This is a genomic window from Psychromarinibacter halotolerans (assembly GCF_029168315.1).
Lineage (GTDB): Bacteria > Pseudomonadota > Alphaproteobacteria > Rhodobacterales > Rhodobacteraceae > Psychromarinibacter > Psychromarinibacter halotolerans.
The window spans coordinates 284,211-306,030 of sequence record NZ_JARGYD010000002.1; the positions used below are offsets into that span (position 1 = coordinate 284,211).

General features: G+C 64.0%; 19 protein-coding genes. 13 read left to right on the plus strand and 6 right to left on the minus strand.

Features of this window, described 5'->3' with window-relative positions; all coding sequences use genetic code 11:
- Nucleotides 1–2: 2 nt before the first annotated feature.
- Genes P1K30_RS06310 through P1K30_RS06325 form a run of 4 tightly spaced genes read left to right on the plus strand, consistent with a single transcriptional unit; the run spans nt 3 to nt 4,053 of the window.
- On the plus strand, nt 3–155 hold the full coding sequence (locus tag P1K30_RS06310) for a NepR family anti-sigma factor (protein WP_275631844.1): 153 nt from the start codon (nt 3–5) through the stop codon (nt 153–155).
- Entirely contained in the window at nt 145–723 is a 579-nt protein-coding gene (locus P1K30_RS06315; RefSeq protein WP_275631845.1) for an RNA polymerase sigma factor, read from the plus strand. The genes P1K30_RS06310 and P1K30_RS06315 overlap by 11 nt, the downstream gene beginning before the upstream one ends.
- Complete coding sequence (locus P1K30_RS06320) at nt 720–2,468, plus strand: sensor histidine kinase (RefSeq protein WP_275631846.1); 1,749 nt, start codon at nt 720–722, stop codon at nt 2,466–2,468. Before P1K30_RS06315 ends, P1K30_RS06320 begins: the two co-directional genes overlap by 4 nt.
- Nucleotides 2,469–2,496: 28 nt before the next feature.
- Nucleotides 2,497–4,053, plus strand: a complete 1,557-nt coding sequence (locus P1K30_RS06325) for a phospholipase D family protein (RefSeq protein WP_275631847.1) — start codon at nt 2,497–2,499, stop codon at nt 4,051–4,053.
- Nucleotides 4,054–4,225: 172 nt separating this feature from the next.
- Here P1K30_RS06325 and P1K30_RS06330 read toward each other — a convergent pair whose 3' ends face one another.
- Nucleotides 4,226–5,389 carry a PRC-barrel domain-containing protein gene (locus P1K30_RS06330; RefSeq protein WP_275631848.1) on the minus strand — a complete coding sequence of 388 codons (1,164 nt, stop codon included), beginning with the start codon at nt 5,387–5,389 and terminating at the stop codon, nt 4,226–4,228.
- Between the two features lie 163 nt (nt 5,390–5,552).
- On the opposite strand from P1K30_RS06330, the gene P1K30_RS06335 reads away from it, so the two are divergent.
- The 5 genes from P1K30_RS06335 (at nt 5,553) to P1K30_RS06355 (ending at nt 10,548) form a co-directional block, all read left to right on the plus strand.
- On the plus strand, nt 5,553–5,924 hold the full coding sequence (locus tag P1K30_RS06335) for a winged helix-turn-helix domain-containing protein (RefSeq protein ID WP_275631849.1): 372 nt from the start codon (nt 5,553–5,555) through the stop codon (nt 5,922–5,924).
- Nucleotides 5,925–5,989: 65 nt separating this feature from the next.
- Nucleotides 5,990–6,748, plus strand: a complete 759-nt coding sequence (gene modA / locus P1K30_RS06340; RefSeq protein ID WP_275631850.1) for a molybdate ABC transporter substrate-binding protein — start codon at nt 5,990–5,992, stop codon at nt 6,746–6,748.
- A gap of 7 nt (nt 6,749–6,755) precedes the next feature.
- Nucleotides 6,756–7,448, plus strand: coding sequence for a molybdate ABC transporter permease subunit (gene modB / locus P1K30_RS06345; RefSeq protein WP_275631851.1), 693 nt, complete (start codon nt 6,756–6,758; stop codon nt 7,446–7,448).
- Complete coding sequence (gene modC / locus P1K30_RS06350; RefSeq protein ID WP_275631852.1) at nt 7,445–8,548, plus strand: molybdenum ABC transporter ATP-binding protein; 1,104 nt, start codon at nt 7,445–7,447, stop codon at nt 8,546–8,548. Before modB ends, modC begins: the two co-directional genes overlap by 4 nt.
- Nucleotides 8,549–8,778: 230 nt before the next feature.
- Entirely contained in the window at nt 8,779–10,548 is a 1,770-nt protein-coding gene (locus P1K30_RS06355; protein ID WP_275631853.1) for a putative bifunctional diguanylate cyclase/phosphodiesterase, read from the plus strand.
- Here the strand turns inward: P1K30_RS06355 and P1K30_RS06360 are convergent.
- Complete coding sequence (locus P1K30_RS06360; RefSeq protein WP_275631854.1) at nt 10,542–12,833, minus strand: ATP-binding response regulator; 2,292 nt, start codon at nt 12,831–12,833, stop codon at nt 10,542–10,544. The two genes, P1K30_RS06355 and P1K30_RS06360, sit on opposite strands and share 7 nt — an antisense overlap.
- Before the next feature lie 42 nt (nt 12,834–12,875).
- On the minus strand, nt 12,876–13,238 hold the full coding sequence (locus P1K30_RS06365) for a response regulator (RefSeq protein WP_275631855.1): 363 nt from the start codon (nt 13,236–13,238) through the stop codon (nt 12,876–12,878).
- A 33-nt stretch (nt 13,239–13,271) separates the two neighbouring features.
- Here P1K30_RS06365 and P1K30_RS06370 point away from each other — a divergent pair, with 33 nt between their 5' ends.
- The gene (locus tag P1K30_RS06370; protein WP_379560166.1) at nt 13,272–15,890 is read left to right on the plus strand and encodes a CheR family methyltransferase; all 2,619 of its coding nucleotides are present in this window, start codon (nt 13,272–13,274) and stop codon (nt 15,888–15,890) included.
- On the opposite strand, the gene P1K30_RS06375 is transcribed toward P1K30_RS06370, so the two are convergent.
- Nucleotides 15,887–16,939, minus strand: coding sequence for an ornithine cyclodeaminase (locus tag P1K30_RS06375; RefSeq protein WP_275631857.1), 1,053 nt, complete (start codon nt 16,937–16,939; stop codon nt 15,887–15,889). The two genes, P1K30_RS06370 and P1K30_RS06375, sit on opposite strands and share 4 nt — an antisense overlap.
- Before the next feature lies 1 nt (nt 16,940).
- On the minus strand, nt 16,941–17,864 hold the full coding sequence (gene rocF, locus P1K30_RS06380; protein WP_275631858.1) for an arginase: 924 nt from the start codon (nt 17,862–17,864) through the stop codon (nt 16,941–16,943).
- 117 nt (nt 17,865–17,981) lie between these two features.
- Between rocF and P1K30_RS06385 the strand changes: the two genes are divergently transcribed.
- From P1K30_RS06385 to P1K30_RS06395, 3 genes are all read left to right on the plus strand, one after another.
- Complete coding sequence (locus tag P1K30_RS06385; RefSeq protein ID WP_275631859.1) at nt 17,982–18,413, plus strand: Lrp/AsnC family transcriptional regulator; 432 nt, start codon at nt 17,982–17,984, stop codon at nt 18,411–18,413.
- Between the two features lie 145 nt (nt 18,414–18,558).
- Complete coding sequence (locus P1K30_RS06390) at nt 18,559–19,188, plus strand: UPF0149 family protein (protein ID WP_275631860.1); 630 nt, start codon at nt 18,559–18,561, stop codon at nt 19,186–19,188.
- Between the two features lie 813 nt (nt 19,189–20,001).
- Nucleotides 20,002–20,706 (plus strand): sugar transferase, encoded by a 705-nt coding sequence (locus P1K30_RS06395; RefSeq protein ID WP_275631861.1) that lies wholly within the window; start codon nt 20,002–20,004, stop codon nt 20,704–20,706.
- Nucleotides 20,707–20,823: 117 nt separating this feature from the next.
- On the opposite strand, the gene nrdF is transcribed toward P1K30_RS06395, so the two are convergent.
- Entirely contained in the window at nt 20,824–21,801 is a 978-nt protein-coding gene (nrdF, locus tag P1K30_RS06400; RefSeq protein ID WP_275631862.1) for a class 1b ribonucleoside-diphosphate reductase subunit beta, read from the minus strand.
- Between the last annotated feature and the right edge of the window lie 19 nt (nt 21,802–21,820).

Sequence of the window (21,820 nt, forward strand, 5' to 3'; positions counted from 1 at the left end):
ATATGGATCAAGAACGGGACCAAACCCACCTGGAGCAGCAGATCGACGACAACCTCCGTAAGGTCTTTCAACGGACCGAGAAGGAAGAGGTTCCCGATCGTTTTGCAGCACTGCTGCAGCAGCTCAAGGAGCAGGACACGCAAGATGACAAGTGACCAGACCGCGCGCGACCCGCGTGACGATGTCGTGGAACACCTGCCAGCGATGCGTGCCTTCGCCGTCAGTCTTACGCGCGACTCCGCAGCCGCGGACGATCTGGTGCAGGACACCATCGTCAAGGCGTGGAAGAACTTCGACAAGTTCAAAGAGGGCACGAACCTGCGCGCGTGGCTGTTCACCATCCTTCGTAACACCTTCTATTCCAACCTTCGCAAGTCCAAGCGCGAGGTGTCGGACAGCGACGGCGCGATGGCGGCGACGCTGTCGGAAAAGCCGCAGCATGACGGACGCCTTGCGATGGCGGACTTCGAGAAGGTGTTCGCTTATCTGCCGGTCGAGCAGCGCGAAGCGCTGATCCTGGTGGGTGCGTCGGGGATGTCGTACGAAGAAGCCGCGGACACCTGCGAGGTTGCGATCGGCACCATTAAGAGCCGCGTGAACCGCGGCCGCGCCAAGCTGGTCGAGCTTCTGGGTATCCAGGAAGACGAGGCTCTTGAAATGACCGACAGCGCGACGCTGGCGGTCGTGACAGGCAGCTTGCAGCCGAGGAAGAACATCGCTTGATCACGAGGATCCGGGAAGCAAGCCAGTCGCTGACGTTCAGGATCGCGGCGCTGCTTGCGCTCGCGTTGCTTCCCATTGGCCTTATCTCCGTCGCAACCACGTTCCAGCTGCTTAGCCAGGCGGACCGTAAGGCGGAAACGAACCTCATGGCGCTGACCGCGGAAGCGGCAGCGCCTGAGGCTGCGTTCATTCGGACCGGCATCGGCGCGGCCAACATGCTGGCATCCATGATCCCGCAACTGCGGGACGGCGGCTGGAATTGCAGCGATCAACTGACCAACTTCATCGAGCAGTCGGACGGATTCTCCTTCGCCGGCTATATTGCTTTGGACGGCACCATTGCCTGTGCGTCCGACGGGCAGGGTGAGGACACCAGCAGCCGCAAGATCTACCGCGACATGACCGACGATCCGCGCACCCGCATCACCGTGGTGCGCGACGCGATGGTCAGCCGGACGTCGGTTGTCATGATCGCCGTCCCGGTGATCGAAGACGGGCTATACAACGGCTATGTCATCGTGTCGCTTCCGCACGGCAAGCTGTTCCGCCCGCTGGACCAGCTGTCCGCCGACCGGCCTCTGGACCTGATCACCTACAACAACGATGCCGAGGTCCTGACCTCCAGCCGCGGGCTGGACGACGTTGAACCGCATCTGCCGGAACACTATGACCTTGCCGACCTGCTCTATGCCAAGGAAGGCGCCTTCATCGACCAGACCCGCGACGGATTGTTGCGCGTGTTCGCCGTTATTCCCGTCGTGCCCGGCCAGGTCTATGCACTGGGCAGTTGGGAACACAGCCGCAACGATTTCATCGAAGGGCTGTCCGTCACCTCGTCCATGCTGTTCCCCGTCGCCATGTGGCTCGTGTGCCTTGGCGTGGCGTTCTTCGCCGTGCAGCGCATGGTGATCCGCCCGACCCGCAACCTGCGGGCGCGGATGCTGCAATTCATGCGGTCGCGCCGCATCTCCGAGCCCCGGTATGAAGCCGCGACTCCGCGAGAGCTGCGCGATATGGAAGACACGTGGATGCGGCTGGCCAAGAACGTGCTGCACGACGAGGCGGAACTGTACGACACCATCCATCAGCGGACCGTGCTGCTGAAGGAAGTGCACCACCGGGTGAAGAACAACCTTCAGCTTATCGTGTCGATCCTGAACATGAAGGTTCGCAAGGCCCGCGACCCCGAGGTCCGCAGCGCCCTGACCGACATTCGCCAGCGGGTCATGGGCATCGCCCGCGTCCACCAAGAACTGTACGAAACGTCGACAGCCGAACGCGTTCACGCGGGCGAGCTGCTGAAGGCCATCGTCGGCCATACCGTCAGCAGCGTCATCGACGACGCAAGCTCTATCGCGTTCGAGGAAAGCTACGACGACATCGTCGTCTATCCCGATCAGGCGGTGCCGCTGTCGCTGGCGGTGACCGAGCTTTTGACGAACGCTCTGAAGCACCTTGGCGCCCCCTCAGAGGGCGAAAAACCGGTGCTGACCATCCACCTTCGCCGCGAGGGCACGGACGACGCAGAGGTCATGATCTGCAACAGCCTGTCCGCCCATACGCCCGAGGGCGACGCGCCGCAGGGCAGCGGGCTGGGCATGGCGCTTGTGACCGCCTTCGCGCATCAGCTGGAAGGGAACGCGACGAACGAAAGTACCCCGGAACAGTTCTGCTCTGTGTTGCGTTTCCCGGTAGCCGATTTCGACGATACCGATGTGCCCTCGGAACTCGAGTGGTCGAATTGATCCTACCCGGAGAGGGACACAAGCCGCTATGCAAGACGCCTCTCTCCAGACGGACCGGACGCGCCCAAAGATCCTGATCACGGCCGAAGAGGCGTTCCCCGAGTTCGAGCGGCGCGTACTTGCGGCAGAGCGGAACATCACGATGGCCTTCCGCATCTTCGATCCGCGCACGAAGCTTCGCTCGCCTGAAGGCCGCGCCGTCGGCGACACGTGGATCGATCTTCTGGGTGACGCGCTAGAGCGCGGCGTGCGGATCGAACTGCACATTTCCGATTTCGACCCGGTCGCGGCAACGCCGTTGCACATGCTGTGCTGGCACAGCGTCCGGGTGCTGTGCGGCCTGCGCGAGATGGTCTCGCCCGAGGCGGCCGGTCGGCTGACCGTTCATGCCGACATCCACCCCGCGAAGATCGGGCGCATCGCCCGCATTTTCGTTTGGCCGCTTGTCGCCGGAAAGATGCGGCAGATCGTGCAAGAGGATCGCGGGCAGGAAGCTTCGCACAAGCGGCGCGTGTTGAAATACGTGCCCGGCGTCGCCTATCTGCGCGCCAAGTTCAAAGGGCGGCCCCTGCTGGCCTTCCCCGCATCGCATCACCAGAAGCTGGCAAGCTTCGATGATCGGTGGCTGTATATCGGCGGGCTGGACCTGAACGAGCGTCGCTGGGACACGAAGCAGCACGAGCAGCCAGCGCAAGAGACTTGGCACGACGTACAGGTTCTGGTCGACGACCCGGACACGGCCCGGTCCGCGCGGCGCCATATCGAGACATACAACCACACCGCCGCCGGCCACCACGAGGTCGCGACGACGCCCGGGCTGCTGCGCACGCTGTCGTGCGACCAAAGCCATCGAAAGCCGTGGTCGCTGTCGCCCCGGACGCTGGTGCACGAGCTGTCGGACACGCACCTTCGCGCCGCCGCCAAGGCAGAGGGCCTGATCTATATCGAGACGCAGTTCTTCCGCGACCGCGGGATCGCCCGCGCGCTGGCGAAGCGTGCGCGCGACAATCCGAAGCTGCGGATGATCCTGATCCTGCCCGCGGCACCCGAAACAGTCGCGTTCGAAGAAAGCCCGAAGCTGGATGGCCGGTACGGGGATTTCCTGCAATCACGGTGCATCCGCAAAGTACGGCGCGCCTTCGGCAAGCGGCTTTTGATCGCAAGCCCGGCGCAGCCCCGGAAAACGAACGGCGACGACATGGACGCTGAACGCGCCAGCCTGGACGGGGCGCCGATCATCTACCTTCACGCCAAGGCGTCGGTCTTCAACAACGAGCTGGCCGTCGTATCCTCGGCCAACCTCAATGGCCGGTCCATGCGCTGGGATACCGAGGCCGGGCTGGCGTTTCGGAAGCCGGAAGACGTCACCATGATCCGCGAGGCACTGTTCCGGCACTGGTTGCCGGACGATGCGCCCGAGGCGGCGGTGAAGCTTGAGACCGCGTTCGAGGAATGGCGGTCGATCATCTACCACAACTCGATGCACCCGCCCGAACAGCGGCGCGGGTTCCTTCTGCCTTACGACCGGAAGGCCGCAGAAGAATCTGCCCTGCCGCTTCCCGGCGTGCCCGAAGAGATGGTCTGACAGCCAGACCCCACCCTTCCCTTCCGACCTTCCTTAGACTGCGCCGGGCTAATGGCCCCGTGGCGCCTTTGTGCTGCGGCCTCCCGTGAGCCGCCGCGCGCTGTTCGAAGGATGCGCGCACGAAAAAGGGCCGCAGCAGTGCTGCGGCCCCATTGTCTGGTTCAGAAACGTATTAGCCGTCGTAGGCGGGACGCTCTTCCAGTTGGTCTTTGGTCGCCGAGATGTGGACTTCGACCGAGTTGCCGCCCTGCTCGCGCAGCACCTGCAGTTCTTCGAAGTCGACTTCGATGCGGTGTTCGCCGATGCCCAGGAAGCCACCAACATCGATCAGCGCAGCTTGGATCTGGCCGTCTTCGGACAGCACGAGGTCGGCGATCTCACCAACGTTCTCTTCGTCAGCGCCGTAGACGTAGGTGCCTTCCAGCATCTCAGCCGTCAGGTCGATCGACTGAACGGTCTCGTAGCCGTCACGCGCAACTTCCGGAGTGGCCCAGCCGCCCGCGGTGTCGTCGGTCGCAGCCATTTCTTCTTCGGCCATCATCTCTTCGTCGGTCATCTCAGCGTCGGCTTCGGCCATTTCTTCCGAAACTTCAGCTTCGACGTTGTCGGCGGTGTTCTCGATGGCGTTGCCAGCTTCGGCCAGTTCTTCACCGGCTTCGTCAGCAGCGTTCTCGGCCGCGTTTTCGACGGCGTTGCCAGCTTCAGCAACTTCTTCACCGGCGTTCTCGGCGGCGTTCTCGATCTCGTCGCCCGCTTCGGCCATCTCTTCGCCAGCTTCGTCAGCGGCGTTTTCCATCGTGGCTTCGGCTTCGGCCATCTCGTCGCCCGGCGTCATCGCGTCTTCGTCCATCTCGGTCGCGGCGACGTCGTCGTTCGGCATGGTTTCGTCAACCGCGCCATTCGGCGAAACGGCGGCCATGTCGAATTCCGGAGCGTTTTCCAGCATGGCTTCGCTGCCCTGCACGACGATGAAATAATCGTCGGCTTCGGCGGTTTCGCTCACGAACTTCAGCTGGTCCATGTTCACAGCAACGGTCTTTTCGCCCATGCCAAGAAAGCCGCCGATGTCCAGCAGAACGGCTTTCACTTCACCGTCGTCGCCAATAATGATGTCGTTGATCTCGCCAACATCATCCCATTCGGCACGCTGTTCTTCGGTCCATTCGGCTTCGGCGTCGACTTCTGCTTCGGACACGTAAAGACGCTTGCCGATCAGTTCGCTGCCGTAAAAATCGCCGGCTTCGGTCTGGGTCACGAAACCTTCGGTTTCAGTGGCAGCCATCGCAGGCGCGCCCATCGCAACTGCGACGGCGGTGGTCATGAGAAGCTTACGCATGAGTAGTCTCCCTAAACGTTTTTGGCTGGCGCGGTTTCCGCACCGCCTTCGGGAACTGAACGTCGATCTCGGAAACTTGTTCCAAAAGACAGAGTCGAATTTTTACGGCACCGAAAGTATTGACGCGCTTGCAGGCGCCCTCGAGACCGCCGAGACTCCTTGTATGACACGCGATGCCACCGACACCCGCCTGCGCCTTCGCCTGCTTTTTCCGGGCGGTGGAATGCTTGGCCCCGGCAAGGCCGATCTGCTGGACGGGATCGCGCGCACCGGCTCGATCTCGGCCGCCGGGCGCGAGATGAGGATGAGCTACAAGCGGGCGTGGACACTGGTCGAAACGATGAACGCGACGTTCCGCGCGCCGCTTGTCGAACGCTCGCGGGGTGGAACGAAAGGCGGTGGCGCGGAACTGACCGAGCTTGGGCAAGAGGTTCTGGACCGCTATCGGCGGCTAGAGGATATCGCGTGCCGCGAAGGCGCGGCAGAGATCGCCGCGCTTTCGGATCTGCTGGGCGATATGTCCGAGGAGAAATAACGCTTGCGATCCATCGACCGCGCCCCGATACCTTGGTGCATCTGCAAGAAAAGGTTGGGCAACGGATGAGACGTGTCAGACGGCTTTTAATGGCCATGGCGATCGCCATGCCGGTTCCGGCGATGGCCGATAGCGTGTTGGTCTTCGCCGCCGCAAGCCTGCGCGACGCGCTGACCGAGATCGCCGACACCTATCGGGCCGAGACCGGGCACGAGGTCATTCTGTCCTTCGCCGGGTCGTCCGCGCTGGCGCGGCAGATCCAGAACGGCGCGCCGGCGGATCTGTTTCTGTCCGCGAACCTCGACTGGATGGATGCGCTGGAAAACGACGGGCTGATCGACAGCGACAGCCGCCGCGCCCTGCTGGGCAACGCGCTTGTCCTGATCGGTTCGGGTGCCGATGCCGCGCCGGTCGACCTGTCGCCGGACACCGATCTGCCCGGCCTTCTGAGCGGTGGGCGCCTTGCGATGGCGCTGGTCGAGGCTGTCCCCGCCGGGATTTATGGCAAGGCGGCGCTGACGTCGCTTGGCCTGTGGGACGGCGTGGAGGATCACGTCGTCCAAACAGACAACGTCCGTGCCGCGCTGGCGCTGGTGGCCTTGGGCGAGGCCCCTTTCGGCGTGGTCTACGCCACCGACGCCGCCGCCGAGCCCGACGTGTCCGTCGTCGCGACCTTCCCGGCGGACAGCCACCCGGCCATCGTCTATCCCGCCGCGGCGGTCGCGGGCAGCGACAACGCGCTGAACGGCCCGTTCCTTGACTACCTCGCATCCGCCAAGGCCGCAGAGGTGTTCGGACGCATGGGCTTCGAGGTTCTGGAGTAGCGGCGCGGTGGACTGGCTGGGCCCCGAGGAATGGCAGGCGGTGGCGTTGTCGCTGCGGGTGTCTCTTTGGGCGACGCTGGCCAGCCTGCCGTTCGGCCTGCTGTGCGCCTTTGCGCTGGCCCGCTGGTCCTTTCCGGGCAAGCAGCTTCTGAACGGGCTGGTGCACCTGCCGCTGATCCTGCCCCCCGTCGTCACCGGTTATTTGCTGCTTCTGACCTTCGGCACGCGCGGACCGCTGGGGGCGCCCCTAAACGCCATCGGCATCACCTTCGCGTTCCGTTGGACCGGAGCCGCGCTGGCGGCGGCGATCATGGCCTTTCCGCTGATGGTCCGCGCGATCCGCCTGTCGGTCGAGGCGGTGGACCCCAAGCTTGAACAGGCCGCTGCTACGCTGGGGGCGTCACGGCTTCGGATCTTCGTCACCGTGACCCTGCCCCTGATCCTGCCCGGTGTGGTCGCGGGTGCGGTGCTGGCCTTTGCCAAGGCGATGGGCGAATTCGGCGCGACGATCACCTTCGTGTCCAACATCCCCGGCCAGACGCAGACGATCCCATCCGCGATCTACGCCTTCCTTCAGGTGCCGGGCAAAGAGGATGCCGCGCTAAAGCTGGTGTCGGTCTCGGTCGCGGTTGCGATGCTGGCGCTGCTTTTGTCCGAATACGTCAGCCGTGCCGTCGCGCGGCGGGTGGGTGGGGGATGACCCTGTCGGTCCGGATGCGGCACAGCTTTCCCGAACGCACGCTGGACGTCGCCTTTCAGGCGCCGCCCGGCATCACCGTCCTGTTCGGGCGCAGCGGTGCGGGCAAGACCACCATCGTCAACGCCGTCGCCGGACTGCTGCGCCCCGAACAGGCCCACATCAGCATCGACGGACGCGTGCTGTGCGACACGGATAGCGGCACGCACCTGCCGCCCCAGCGCCGGCGGCTGGGCTATATCTTTCAGGAACCGCGCCTGTTTCCGCACATGACCGTGCGCCGCAACCTGATGTATGGCCACCGCCTTGCACCGGCGGGCGCCACGCGGCCGGACCCGGACAGGATCATCGGCCTGCTTGGCATCTCGGGGCTGCTCGACCGCCGTCCGGGCACCCTGTCCGGCGGCGAACGCCAGCGCGTCGCGATCGGCCGCGCCCTGCTGTCGGCGCCGGGGCTTATCCTTGCGGACGAGCCGCTGTCCTCGCTCGACGAGGCGCGTAAGGCAGAGGTGATGCCTTACTTCGAGTGGCTGCGCGACGAGCTGTCGATCCCGATGCTGTACGTCACCCACTCGGCCTCGGAAGTGGCGCGGCTGGCGACGACCGTGGTTGCGATCGACAATGGCAAGGTGCTGCGGCAGGGCCTTGCGGGCGAGGTCCTGAGCGACCCCGCCGTGACACCGCTGGGCGCGCGGGCCGCCGGGGCCGTGCTGGAAACCCGCGTGGTGCGCACCCACCCGGACGGTATCAGCGAGCTGGATGCGGGCGGGCTTCGCCTGTTCCTGCCGGACGTGGGACAGCCAGACGGCGCGCGCGTCCGGGTGCAGATCGCGGCGCATGACGTGATGCTGGCGCGCAGTAGGCCCGAGGATATCTCGGCCCTCAATATCCTGCCCTGCACGATCACCGGCATCCGCCTTGGGGACGGGCCGGGCGCGCTGGTTCAGCTTCGAGCCGGCGACAACATGCTGTTGGCGCGCATCACCCGCCGCTCGGTCGAGGCGCTGGGGCTGGCGCCGGGTGACAGCGTGTTCGCGCTGCTGAAGGCGGTGTCGATCTCGAAGGCGAATGTCGCGGACGTGCTGTCGGACCCCTGGCGTTGATCTCATGGCGTTAATCTTTTGTTAACAAAGTCTGCGCCACTCTCGGTGCTGATGGCCTGTGCGACGTTGCCGCAGCCACGGACGGAGGCGGGATGCAGGACGCGATCGACGACAGACAAGGCCGCGCCGCCGCGTCCCGGCCATCCCGGCCGCCCGGGTCGAGCGAGCCGGACACCAGCGATCCGGATGCCGCTGAAAGGCGGACCTTCGTCACCGCCGAAATCGACCGAATGCAGAAGACCGTTCGCGACGCGGTGCTTGCGGGCGTCGATGCGCGCGACTGCGTGCTGGTCTTGGACACAAGCCTGCGGCTTGGACCGGGTACCGCCGCGCCAACGCAGACCGACGCGCAGCAAGGCCGCCACGACCTGATCCTGCAAACCGCACTGTCCCTTCTGGGCGGTGGCCGCGCCGGGCTGGAACCGCGCGCCGAGCGCAGCGCGGTGCAGCGGCTTTCCGTGGACGGCGAAGACGTCGTGCTGTTCGCAATGTCGCTGCATGACGAGGATGCGCAGGATCTTGGCGTGCTGGGCCTGACCTTCGCGCCGGGCGACTGGGACGATTCCCGGCAGGTCCGGCTGGGCACGATGATCGGCGCGCTGGTCGAAAACCTGCTGTCCGCCGGAACCCGCCGCGTCGCGCTGGAAGTGGACTATGTCGCGATGAACCGGCAAGCCTCGCGGCTGCACCGGCTGGCAGAGATCGACCCGCTGACCAAGTTGGAGAATTCGACCTCGTTCCGGGACAAGGTCCAGCAGGTCCTTGCCCACGCCACAGGAAGCGCGGCGTTGATCATCCTCGACATCGACCATTTCAAAAGCATCAACGACTTGTATGGCCACCGCTTCGGGGATGCGTACCTGCAGGCCATCGCGCAATCTATCCTGTCCGCCTTTCCCGAAACCGCGATCATCGGGCGGTTGGGAGGCGACGAATTCGGCATCTTCGTTTCGGTGCCCACGAAAGGCACCAGCTATCTCGAGTCGCTGTTGTCGCGTTGCCGCAGCGCGGTGCAACGGACCACGGCCTTTCTGGGCAAGCCGGACCTCGGTCGGGTCAGCATGGGCGCCGCGACCTTCCCCGAGCAGGCAGAGGACTTTGACACTCTGTTCGAACTTGCGGACACCGCCCTGTACGCCGCAAAGGATCTTGGCCGCAGCACGCACCGCATATTCACGCCCGAGAAGCACGATATGTTCAACGCCCGCGCGATGGGGCCGTTGTTCCTGCGGGCGGTGCGCCACGGGCAGGTGCAGCCCTATTTCCAGCCGATCGTGGATCTCGATACCGGGGCCTGCGTGGGATACGAGGCCCTTGCGCGATGGAACGAACGCAAGCGCGGCCTTCTGCGGCCGCAGGCTTTCGCGCCCGTCCTTAAGGATCACACCTGCGCCGAAACGCTCACGCGCTGCATCGTCCAGCGCGCGCTGGACTGGTACACCGCGACCTTCCCCGCCTCGACGCCCGGGGACCGGCCCACGCTGGCGCTGAACGTGACCTCGTTCGACCTGATGAACCCCGAGTTCGTGTTCGAGCTTCAGGCCCACATGGCCGACCGCAACGTCGACTGGAACAGCATCGTCATCGAGGTGACAGAGGGCGTGGTGCTGGGCGAGCGCAAGGGACAGGCCTATCGGTCGCTGGGAGAGCTGCGCATGCGCGGGGCAAAGGTGGCGCTGGATGACTTCGGGACGGGGTATGGCGGTTTGCGGCACCTTAGTGACTGGCCCATCGACCTGCTGAAGATCGACCAGTCCTTCGTGCGGGACGTTCACCTGAACCCGCGCAATGCCGCAATCGTGGACGCGATGCTGACCATCGCGGACCAGTTCGGCTTTGACGTCATCGCCGAGGGGGTCGAGCTTCCGGCGCAGGTCGAAAAGCTGCGGGCAAGCGGGTGCCGCAAGGGGCAGGGCTATCTCTTCTCGGAACCGATGAGCGCCCAGCATGCCCGCCGCACCTTCGGCCCTTTCGGTCAGGCTGTTCTTGACGGTCAGTGACCGCCCGCAGACCCGGACATCGTCAGGCGGATCGCGTTGGCAAGTCCGGTCGGGTGGATCGGTTTCTTCAGCCTCAGACCCGGCACGTCGCGGTCCGACCGATGCAGAAGGGACGGATTGCCAGACATGTAGATCACCCGCAGCCCCGGGTAGCGGGCCACGGCCTCGACCGCCAGCACGTCGCCGAATACACCGCCCGGCAGCCCGATGTCGGTCAGCAGGATGTCCGGTGCGCCATGGTCCTCCATCACCTGCATCGCCTGCGCGGCATCATGCGCCAGCAACGGCACCACGCCGAAAAGCTCCAGCGCGTTGGTCACAGCGTCAGCAAAGGATCGGTCATCCTCGACAAGCAGCACGCTGATCCCGTGCAGCCCGTCGATCATGGTATCCTCGTCCGCCTGCGGTCCGGGACCGGTGGCGCGGGGCAACACCATCTCGATCACGGTGCCCTTGCCCGGGACCGATTGGATATCCAGCCGCCCGCCCGTCCGGCGCGCAAGGCTGTCGACCATCGACAGGCCAAGCCCGGACCCCCCATATGCCCTGCGGGTGGTGAAGAACGGTTCGCGCGCCTTGCGCTGCACGTCGTCCGACATGCCGATGCCGGTGTCGCTGACCCGTATCGTGACCTCGTCCGCATCCGCCGTCATCTCGACCTCGACCCGGCCCGGCCTGTCAGAGGCTTCCACTGCGTTGCGCGCATTCAAAAGCAGGTTCAGCACCGCACTTTGCAGGTCCGCCCCCGGGACAGCGACGTACAGCTCTGGAATGGCGTCCAGCTTGGCCACCAGATCGGTTCGTTCCAGCATGGACCCGCGCGCCAGCAGCAGGGCGCTTCGCGTAATCTCGGTCACGTCGACGAGCGTGTCGGTATAGGTCGGCTCTCGGGACAGGTGCAGCAGCCGGTCCATCAGGTCCGCGCCACGGTCGCAGGCCTTGCGGATCGCTTCCAGTTGCGTGCGCATCGCCGTCATGTCGTTGCCAAGCACCGCCGTATCGCTCGTCAGGCGGATGACCCCGAGAATGTTGGCCAGCTCGTGCGAAATTCCTCCGGACAACTGACCGATGGCATCCAGTCGCTCTGTACGGTTCAGGGTTTCCTGCAACATCCAGCTTTGCGTTTCGTCGCTGACGACGATCAGGGTGACGCGATCTTCCGGCAGGTCCATCGCCGAAAACCGCAAGGCCCGCTCTGCCCCTCCCGGGCCGAACCACCCCGCGTACAGGTCGTGGCCGCCCCGTGCCGCAAGGATCTGCCGCACCGGGTGAAACGCGCCTTCCATCGGGCTGCGATCGTCCAGCGAATGGAACGCGGCGGACTGCAGCCAGTCTTCGGGCGTCGCATCGTTGCCCACCAATTGCCGCGCCGCCTTGTTCGTCATCACGACCGCGCCCTCGCTGTCGACCACGAAGACGGCTGCCGAAAGGCCATCGAAGGTGCGCGACAGCCGCGCCTGTTCTGCGGCGCCGCGCCGCCGGGCTTCGTCGTAGAACCGCGCGTTGCGCACGACCCCGGCAATGGCCAGCGCAGACAGCAGGACGGCCAGCGTGCCAAGCCGCAGGGTGGGCGTGATCAGCCCGACATCGGTGGACAGAAGCGCAAGATAACACAGGAAAATCGGCCCGCTCAGCGCCAGCGGAAGCATCGACCGCGCGGACTCGGCCGCCGGTCCCTGCGCGGTCAGCGTCGCAAGCCAGTTGTCCGTCGGGCTGGACAGCAGGATCGCGACGAACAAAAGCAGAAGCGACACCGCCGTCGGGATCGCAAGGCCAAGGAAGATTGCGATGCTGGCGACAGAGGCCGGATCGTACAGATAAAGGACCAACGCGACCGTGCACAGAAGGATGCCCGTGGTCGCGATAAGGGCGCCGTATCGTTCCGGCAGCGACCGGCGCGCCGTGGTGCACAGCCCCGAGGCCACCACCAGCAGCAGCCCGATCAGGGTGGCAAAGGCCATTCGGTCGGCCGATTCCGGCAGGCGCGCGTGCTGTTCGAAATGCAGGGCCAGCTTCACAAGCGTGAAGCCAAAAGCCCCGACGTACAGTACCCGCGCGGCGCGGACAGAGTCGTGATCGCCCCGCAGCGCCATAAGATGCGCGACACCAAGCAGCAAAAGCGCGATGGCAGTCCCCGGCACCATCGCGGGGAAGTTCGGATACAGGCGGACCACGAGGGACACATCAAAGCCCCACCCCACCACCAGAACCACAAGCGCGGTCGCCACGACGACAGCCGCGCAGATCGCCGAGGCGCGATGAGTATCAACGCGTGAGGTCAGCATCGGCCCCGCCGCCCGCGGCAGACGGCGGCGACTCGCGGCCGTTCATTCGGTCAGTCGCCTGACAAGCGAATCCAGTTCCTGAAGCGTGGCGGTCTTTTGAAGCTTGGCCTGCGCCTGCCGCATACCATCGCGAAACAGCGGCGAGTTGATCAGTTCGGGGCGTCCTGTGATCACGATCACCGGCACCTCGCTGTCGTGCTGGCGAACACTGTGCACCAAGGATATTGCCCCACCGCCCGGCATCACAACATCAAGGAATATCGCATCAAATTTAGTTTCAGAAAGTATTCTGTTTACATCTTCACTACTTGAGGCGCAAACAACATCGTGCCCCAGAACCTCCATCCCTTCACTGAAGGCCGTTAAGTAGTCGACATCATCGTCTGCAACAAGAATCCTCGCCAAAGCAAGCTCCCGTGATTGCCACTAGCTTAAACTGTGTTACCAATAATCACTGCAAAGCTGCAACGGGGACATATATTTTTGGAGGAAGACGTTCCTCTGACGTCTCTGCCAGAGACATTGCCTCTCGTATCAATAGGGGCTTCCGCGGGCGGACTTGAACCACTTGAACGGTTTTTCGAAGCTGCGCCCGCCACGGCGGGGTGGTGTTTCGTCGTGGTTCAGCACCTGTCGCCGGATTACCGATCCAAGATGGACGAACTGCTGGGGCGGAAATCCCCGATGAGGATTCGCCATATCGATGACGGCGCGGTGCTGGAGCCCGACACGATCTTTCTGAACCGGCCGAACACCATTGCCGAGATTGAGGGCGACACGTTCCGCACCCGGACCTATCAGCCCGATGACGCCCTGCCCCATATGCCCATCGACGCCTTCCTGCATTCGGTCAGCCTGCGCGATCCGAAGCGAACTGTCGCCGTGATCCTGTCAGGGTCCGGCAGCGATGGGACGCGCGGCGCCGGTGCGCTGCGTCGAAACGGCGGCGTCGTGCTGGTGCAGTCGCCGGCGGAAGCGGCCTTTGGCGCGATGCCAGAGTCGGTTCTGTCGATGGGAAACGGAAGCAGCGCGATGAACGCCGCCGACATGCCGGCCGCGCTGCGCGAGGTTTTCGCGACGGGCCGGCTTGGCGCGGATGACGGGGGCGATTTCGGCAGCAACGCCTCGAAGCGGATCCTGCGCCTGCTGGAAGATCAGCACCACGTCGACTTTTCGGCCTATAAGCCGGAAAGCGTGCAACGCCGGATCGAACGACGGCAGCAACTTCGCGGTCTGTCCACCATCGAAGACTACGTCGAACTGCTGTCAAACAGTGCCGCCGCGCTGGACGAGCTGTATCAGGACCTGCTGATCGGCGTGACCGAATTCTATCGCGACCCGGACGCGATCCGCGTCCTGCGCGAGACCGCGATTGCCGCCCTTATCCGCAAGAGCCACGAAGAGACGCCGCTGCGGATCTGGGTGCCCGGCTGCGCGAGCGGCGAAGAGGCCTATACCATTGGGATCGAGATATCCGAGACGTTGCGCGCGATGGGCCAAAGCCGGCGGTTCCGGATCATCGCGACCGATGTGCACCGCAGGTCCATCGACGTCGCCTCTGCCGGGGTCTACAGCGAAGCGGCGTTGCAGAAGGTGCCGGACGCCTTGCGGTCCCGTTACTTCCGCAAACACCGCGACCAGCGCATCGTCGATCCGGACCTGCGCCAGAAGATCATCTTTTCGGTCCACGACGTCCTGTCCGATCCGCCGTTCATGCATCTCGACCTTGTGTCGTGCCGAAACATGCTGATCTACCTGAACGACGGACCGCAGGCGCGGGTGATCTCTATGTTCCTGTTCGGGCTTCGGAAGAACGGCTACTTGTTCCTTGGCCCGTCGGAAACGCTGGGAAAATACGCCAACAAATTCGAAGTCGAAGACGCGCGCTGGCGCCTGTTCCGGAAGGTCTCTGGCCAAACGGTCGTCGACCGCTCGATGCTGGCCGCGCCGCTGCGGGGACGTCCTGCAGGCACCAGTGCCCCGATCACCGCCCCCGAAGACGCGCCCGCGCGTGTTCCGATCCTGCGCGAGGTTACCGAACTGCGCGACCGCGATCTGCTGATGCGGGGCTATGACGCGCTTCTGAAGCGCCATGCCCCGTCGTCCATCCTTCTCAGCAGCGATGGTCGGGTCCTGAGCTGGTTCGGCGCCGCGTCCACGGTCGTCGACACGATGAACAACCTTGCCGACTGGACGGTCGAGGACATCGTGCACCCGGACCTGCATTTTCCGATCAATGTCGCGATCGAACGGCAGCGGCAGGGACAGCTTGAACCCTACACGCGCAAGGTGCTGCTGGACCGCGGGACCGACGTTCCGCAGGACTGTACCGTGCGCATCGAATCCCTTGGCCGATCCTCTGGCGGCAACCTGATCCTTGTCTCGCTGGACCTGCAGACCGACGGCCCCGACCCTGCTGCCGACGGTGCGGCGCCAACGCCGGACACAGGGTCCGAGGATACGTCGCTGCTTGGCCTGCGCATTCAAGAGCTGGATCGCGACCTGCGCCTGACCGAAGAGACCCTGCAGCACGTCACCGAACGGCTGGAGATCAGCAGCGAGGAACTTCAGGCCTCGAACGAGGAGTTGCAGGCGTCGAACGAGGAACTTCAGGCCTCGAACGAAGAACTGCAAAGCGCCAACGAGGAACTGCACGCGGTCAACGAGGAACTCGTTTCGGTCAGCGCGGAACACGAGCGCAAGATCGCGATGCTGTCCGACCTGAACGAAGGCACGGAACTGGTGCTGGGCGTGCTTGGCGTCGGGGTCATCTTTCTTGACGCCGAACGCCGCATCGAACGCTACAGCGCCCTGGTCGCGCGGCGCTTCCAACTGGAAGCCCAGGACATCGCGCGCAGGCTGACGGTCATCGGGCCACGGGTTCCGTTCGCCGACCTAGGCGCCGTCGCCGACACGGTGGCCACAACCAGAGAGCAGAAGATGCTGTCGGGCGAGTTCGAGGGCAAGGACCTGTTCATCACCGTGCGCCCCGTATCCGACACCGAGGACCCGCCGGCCCGCACCGTTCTGATCTTTCGCGGGCCCGCGCTGCTTTAGGCGCCGCTCGACCGGCGCAGCATGCCGAACAGGTCGCGCGGGTCGTCCGGGTCTGCCAACAGATCGAGCCGGTCGAAATAAGGCGTCCCCTCTATCGCGTCGCGAACACAGCGCAGCGCCGAGAAATCTTCGATCGCGAAACCGACCGAGTCGAACAGCGTGATCTGCGACCTGTCACGCCGACCGGGACGCAGGCCTGCGACCACCTCCCACAGCTCTTGCACCGGGTGGTCCTCGTCCAACTGCTGGCATTCGCCCTCGATCCGGGTCTGCGGCGGATATTCGACGAAAATGTCGGACCGCAGCAGGATGTCTCGGTGCAGCTCGGTCTTGCCGGGACAATCGCCGCCGATGGCGTTCACATGGACGCCGGACCCAACCATGTTGTCGGTCAGGATCGTGGCGAACTGCTTGTCGGCGGTACAGGTGGTGATGATCTGCGCGCCTTCGACCACCTCTTCCGGGCTGGCGCAGGTCACCACCTCGAACCCTTCGGCCGTCAGGTTGCGTTCCGCCTTGAGGGTGGCGGCGGGGTCGACGTCGTACAGGCGCAGACGCCGGATGCCGCAGATCGACCGGAACGCCATCGCCTGAAACTCGCATTGGGCGCCGTTTCCGATCATCGCCATCACCTGTGATTCGGGCGGCGCGAGGTATTTTGCCGCCAAGGCCGAGGTCGCGGCGGTTCGCAACGCGGTCAACACGGTCATCTCGGTCAGCAACAGCGGATAGCCAGTGGCGACCGATGCCAGCACCCCGAACGCGGTCACGGTCTGATATCCGTCACGCATGTTCCGGGGGTGCCCGTTGACGTATTTGAAGCCGTAATTCTCGGCATCGGCGGTTGGCATCAGTTCGATCACGCCGTCGGTGGAATGGCTGGCGACGCGCGGTGTCTTGTCGAATTCAGGCCAGCGCCGAAAGTCCGCCGCGATATAGTCGGCCAGACGCGCGATGAATGCGTCGACCCCGGTTTCGGTCACCAGTCGCATCATGTTCTGCACCGACACGAACGGGACGTAGGCCAGCGCGGAGGGTTCGGGAACCATGTCAGAAACTCCGTGTCATGCGGTCCAGAACGCGGCGGCCGAACAGGCTGGCCGTCAGATCGCACAACAACTTTGCCGTGCGTCCGCGTTCATCAAGGAAGGGGTTCAGTTCGACCAGATCCAGCGAGTTCACCAGCCCGGAATCGCCGAGCGTTTCCATGATCAGATGTGCCTCGCGGAAGGTGGCGCCGCCCGGCACCGTGGTGCCGACGGCGGGTGCGATACCGGGGTCGAGGAAGTCGACATCAAGGCTGACGTGCAGCCGCCCGCCCGCAGACCGCACCTTATCCAGGAACGTGCGAAGCGGGGCCAGCACGCCGGTTTCGTCGATGGCGCGCATGTCGTGAACGGCGATGCATTCGGCCGCGATCACCCGGTGCTCCGCCGAATCAACCGACCTGATTCCCATCATGCAAAGGTTCCCGGCGGGCACCGGATGCGTCAGCGGGGGATACGCATCAAAGCCGGGTTGGCCGGAAAAATAGGCGACGGGTGTGCCGTGCAGGTTACCGCTTTGCGTGGTGTCCAGCGTGTGCAGATCCGGGTGCGCATCAAGCCACAGGACGAACTGGGCTTGTCCGGTCTCTGACGCATGCCGCGCGACACCGGCGACGGTCCCCGCAGATATCGAATGGTCGCCCCCCATGAACACCGGAAGGTCGCTGTCACGCGCGGCGGCATGTGCGGCGGTCGTCAGCACTTCGATCCAGGCCGCCGTGTCCGCCAGATTGCGGACGGCCGGATTGGCGCAAGGAACGGGGACCGTGTCCGCGATGGCGACGTCGCCGCGATCCTCGACCGTCCAGCCCAACCCCGAAAGCACATCCGCCAGCCCGGCCGTGCGCAGGCTGGCAGGGCCCATCAGGCACCCCGGCTGCGCCGCCCCGGTCTGAACCGGTGCGCCCACCAATACGGTTTTCGGCATCTTGCTCTCCTAACTGTGTCCTTAGTCTGCTTGGGGACGCTGTCATTTTCGCGCGTGAAATTGACCAGTTTGATGGTTAGATTGATCAATACGGATACCTGAACGGCAGTTTGACCAATGACCGCACCGCTGACCGCCACCGACCGAGACATCATCGCCGCCCTGCGCGAAGACGCCCGGATGTCGGTGACGGAACTTGCGCTGCGCGTCGGCGTCTCCCGGACCACGGCCAAGGCGCGGCTGGACGCGCTGATCGCGGACGGCCGCATCCGGCGCTTCACCATCGAGACGGACGCCGACACCACCGACGAGATGCGGGCGATCTCGCTGATCGAGTTGCAGGGCAGCATGTCGCGGTCGGTGATCCGCGCGCTGCGGCGGATGCCGGCGGTGACGGACGTCTACGCCACGAACGGCAGCTGGGATCTGGTGGCCGAATTGCGGTTCGACAGCCTTGCCGCGTTCGACCGCGTTCTGCGGGAAATCCGCGAGGTTCCGGGCGTCCGGAACAGCGAAAGCTGCCTGTTGCTGGCGCATGTCGCCGGGTAGGCAAAATTTCCAGTTTTGCGATAATGGTTCAAATTTTCGGAAACTGACTTGCAATCCGAAACCGCAAAGGTTTCTTGACGACAGGCAGTGTACCAAGTTTACCCTGCGTCACCACTCGTACTTCAATTGTCTGAATGCCCTGATCATGGCGCCAACCCAGCTTCACTCCAGCGAGGTTCTTGACCGTCTCTCGGGACTGTTGCGCCGTGTCCCGTGGGAGAACGAGGCGATGACCCTGTCCAAGCTGGACGGGTTCGTCGCAGGGCTTGCCGTCGGCCCGGTCGATATCGCGTCGCACGATTGGCTGCCTTGGGTCTGGGGCGATGCCTTCCTTCCGTCCTTCGAAAGCGCCGAGCTTCAGCGGACTGCGGCACAGGCCGTGGTGGCCCATCACGAACGCGTCGCTACGGCGCTGACGGACAACCCCGAGGTGTACGAAGTCGTCCTAAGCCGAGAGCCCGTTCCGGGCGAACCGGTGTGGGAGCTGTGGACCGGCGGCTTCCTTCTGTCGATGCAGCTGTGCCCCGACGATTGGACCACGCATCAGGCCCGGACGCCGGTGCGTCAGGCACTGGACCTGATCCTTGAACTCTCCAATCTGGCCGCCGGGTCCGATCCGGGTTGCCTGACCGTGATGGACCGCAACACCACTGTCGCGTCCGAACTGTCCGGTGTCGTGCGCGCGCTGAACGACGAACGGCCGGTAAAGGGGCATCCAGATCTGTCCGGCACCGTCGTTCAATTCGTCCCGACCAGCAAACAGCGCCATTCGTGATCCGGACGGCCCACCCCGCGCTTGGGGCCAGAGTCCGGTGCCGAATTATAACTGTGTGCTATTTCGCAACAATAATGTAAATATAGCCGCCATTCAGCGAGTCTTGATGACCAATAGGCTCTGGACAAGCATTCTGCGTCTGTCGTGGGACAGCGACAGTAGAAATGGACGGACGGGACATGAACGTCATCTTCTGGATTGCGGTCGCCTATATCGTAGGAGGCGCAACAGGTTTCTTTACGGCGGCTCTGGCCAACGCGGCCAGAGATACCGATCGGTGCAACCGACGAAGTCTGGACCGCGGATGACCGCGACTGTCGCTATCAGAGTCCAGCGCCGGGGGAATCACTTTCGCCCCCTCAACCGTGGCACGAATGTGGCCGAGCCGGGTCGCAGTTCAGGCGACCATATCTAATCCGTAAACAATTGCCCGACATACCTCTGGTTGTCCCGTCTTTTGGCGTATTACCGCAAGCGCATCTCCCTATACCTTTGTACAGGACGGCCCGTGTGCCTAATTTTTTTCATAATTCCCGATAACGCCTAATTTTTCTTCAAGTCATTGTTTTTAAATGATTTAAATCAGGCCTTACCGCCAACACACCGCTAGCGGCCCGGACCAAAGCGCCATCCTGCCCAACCTCTCGGACCTCGGTTCTGTTTACTCGGCAAGCACCCTGACTATGTTCCTCCTCGTGGTTAACGAGTGGTGTTGGGTACACCTTCCGCCGGATCCGGCTGCTGCACATTTGGATCCATCGGAGCTTTTTAATCACGGCTAATGCTTGCGGTAATCACCGAGGGGTGACTGTTTTGACGATCCATTTTTCTGACGCCGGCCAGTCGGCCGCACGTACCGAAGTGCGGCCGGCGGTCGACTTCCAGGCACGCGACACCAGCGCGCCCTCGAACGGCCTTTACCGCGTGTTCGGCAAGCGTCTGCTCGACGTCATGGTCGTCCTGCTCGTCGCGCCGTTCGCACTGATTCTCGTTGCTGTCGCCGCACTGCTGACTGCGATGGACGGACATAATCCCTTCTATTTCCAGCAACGCGTCGGTCGGCACGGCCTGACCTTCCGGCTGGTTAAGATCCGCACGATGGTGACGGATGCCGACGCTCAGCTGGCCGCGCACTTGGCCGCCGACCCGGAGGCCCGTCGCGAATGGAACGAAAAGCAGAAGCTGGACAACGACCCCCGCATCACGCGCGTCGGCAACTTCCTGCGCCGCAGCTCGCTGGACGAACTGCCGCAACTGTGGAACGTGCTGACCGGTGACATGTCGATCGTCGGACCGCGTCCGATGATGGTCGAACAGCAGGACATCTATCCGGGCACGGCCTATTACGCGCTGCGCCCCGGCATCACCGGCGCTTGGCAGGTCTCGGACCGCAACGAGTGCAGCTTCGCCGGTCGTGCCCGCTTTGACACCGAATACAACAGCCAGGTGTCCCTGGCCGTGGACCTCGACATCATTCTTCGTACCGCCGGCGTCGTCATGAAGTGCACCGGCAAGTAACCAGTCGTCCTGTCAAACCGGCTCTCTCTGTCCCGTGAGCACCCGTTTGACTCATCCCGGATGCAGCGGTCGCCCCCAGGCGGCCGCTGTGTTCGTTTCAGGGACAGGACATCAGGATCAGAAGTCCCAGTCGTCGTCCTCGGTCGCAACGGTCTTGCCGATGACATAGCTCGACCCCGAGCCCGAGAAGAAGTCGTGGTTCTCGTCCGATCCGGGCGACAGCGCCGCCATGATCGCCGGGTTCACGCGGGTCGCCTCGTCGGGGAACAGCGCCTCGAAGCCGAGGTTCTGCAGCGCCTTGTTGGCGTTATAGTGCAGGAAGTGCTTCACGTCCTCGGTCAGGCCCAGCGGATCGTACAGCTGCTCGGTATAGCGCGCCTCGATATCGTACAGGTCGAACAGCAGCGCGAAGGCGAAATCCTTCAGTTCGGTCCGTTCCTGTTCCGAAAGCCGTTCGGCGCCGCGCTGGAACTTGTACCCGATGTAATAGCCGTGGATCGCCTCGTCGCGGATGATCAGCCGGATCAGGTCGGCGGTGTTGGTCAGCCGCGCGCGGCTGGACCAGTGCATCGGCAGGTAGAAGCCGGAGTAGAACAGGAACGATTCAAGGAACACGCTGGCGATTTTCTTCTTCAGCGGGTTCGAGGTTGCGTCGTACTCGTCGAGGATCAGGCGCGACTTGGCCTGCAGGTGCTCGTTCTCGGCGGACCAGCGGAACGCCTCGTCGACCTCGGTGGTCTGGCACAGGGTCGAGAAGACCGACGAATAGGACCGCGCGTGCACCGCCTCCATGAAGGCGATGTTGGTCAGCACGGCTTCCTCGTGCGGCGTCACGGCGTCGGGCATCAGCGACGGCGCGCCCACGGTGTTCTGGATCGTGTCCAGCAGGGTCAGGCCGGTGAAGACGCGGATCGTCAGCTTCTGCTCTTCCTCGGTCAGCTGCGACCAGCTTTGAATGTCGTTCGACAGCGGCACCTTCTCGGGCAGCCAGAAGTTCACCGTCAGGCGGTTCCAGATCTCAAGATCCTTGTCGTCCTGCAGACGGTTCCAGTTGATCGCGCGCGGCACGGGGCGGGCGTGGGGCATGTCTTTCATCGTCTCGATCCTTCGGGTG

What these genes read in the sequence shown, in the direction of transcription:
- P1K30_RS06310 (WP_275631844.1), top strand. Translation starts at nt 3, where the DNA reads ATGGATCAAGAACGGGACCAAACCCACCTGGAGCAGCAGATCGACGAC.
- P1K30_RS06315 (WP_275631845.1), top strand. Translation starts at nt 145, where the DNA reads ATGACAAGTGACCAGACCGCGCGCGACCCGCGTGACGATGTCGTGGAA.
- P1K30_RS06325 (WP_275631847.1), top strand. Translation starts at nt 2,497, where the DNA reads ATGCAAGACGCCTCTCTCCAGACGGACCGGACGCGCCCAAAGATCCTG.
- P1K30_RS06330 (WP_275631848.1), bottom strand. Translation starts at nt 5,389, where the DNA reads ATGCGTAAGCTTCTCATGACCACCGCCGTCGCAGTTGCGATGGGCGCG.
- P1K30_RS06335 (WP_275631849.1), top strand. Translation starts at nt 5,553, where the DNA reads ATGACACGCGATGCCACCGACACCCGCCTGCGCCTTCGCCTGCTTTTT.
- modA (WP_275631850.1), top strand. Translation starts at nt 5,990, where the DNA reads ATGAGACGTGTCAGACGGCTTTTAATGGCCATGGCGATCGCCATGCCG.
- modC (WP_275631852.1), top strand. Translation starts at nt 7,445, where the DNA reads ATGACCCTGTCGGTCCGGATGCGGCACAGCTTTCCCGAACGCACGCTG.
- P1K30_RS06355 (WP_275631853.1), top strand. Translation starts at nt 8,779, where the DNA reads ATGCAGAAGACCGTTCGCGACGCGGTGCTTGCGGGCGTCGATGCGCGC.
- P1K30_RS06360 (WP_275631854.1), bottom strand. Translation starts at nt 12,833, where the DNA reads ATGCTGACCTCACGCGTTGATACTCATCGCGCCTCGGCGATCTGCGCG.
- P1K30_RS06375 (WP_275631857.1), bottom strand. Translation starts at nt 16,939, where the DNA reads ATGGTTCCCGAACCCTCCGCGCTGGCCTACGTCCCGTTCGTGTCGGTG.
- rocF (WP_275631858.1), bottom strand. Translation starts at nt 17,864, where the DNA reads ATGCCGAAAACCGTATTGGTGGGCGCACCGGTTCAGACCGGGGCGGCG.
- P1K30_RS06385 (WP_275631859.1), top strand. Translation starts at nt 17,982, where the DNA reads ATGACCGCACCGCTGACCGCCACCGACCGAGACATCATCGCCGCCCTG.
- P1K30_RS06390 (WP_275631860.1), top strand. Translation starts at nt 18,559, where the DNA reads ATGGCGCCAACCCAGCTTCACTCCAGCGAGGTTCTTGACCGTCTCTCG.
- nrdF (WP_275631862.1), bottom strand. Translation starts at nt 21,801, where the DNA reads ATGAAAGACATGCCCCACGCCCGCCCCGTGCCGCGCGCGATCAACTGG.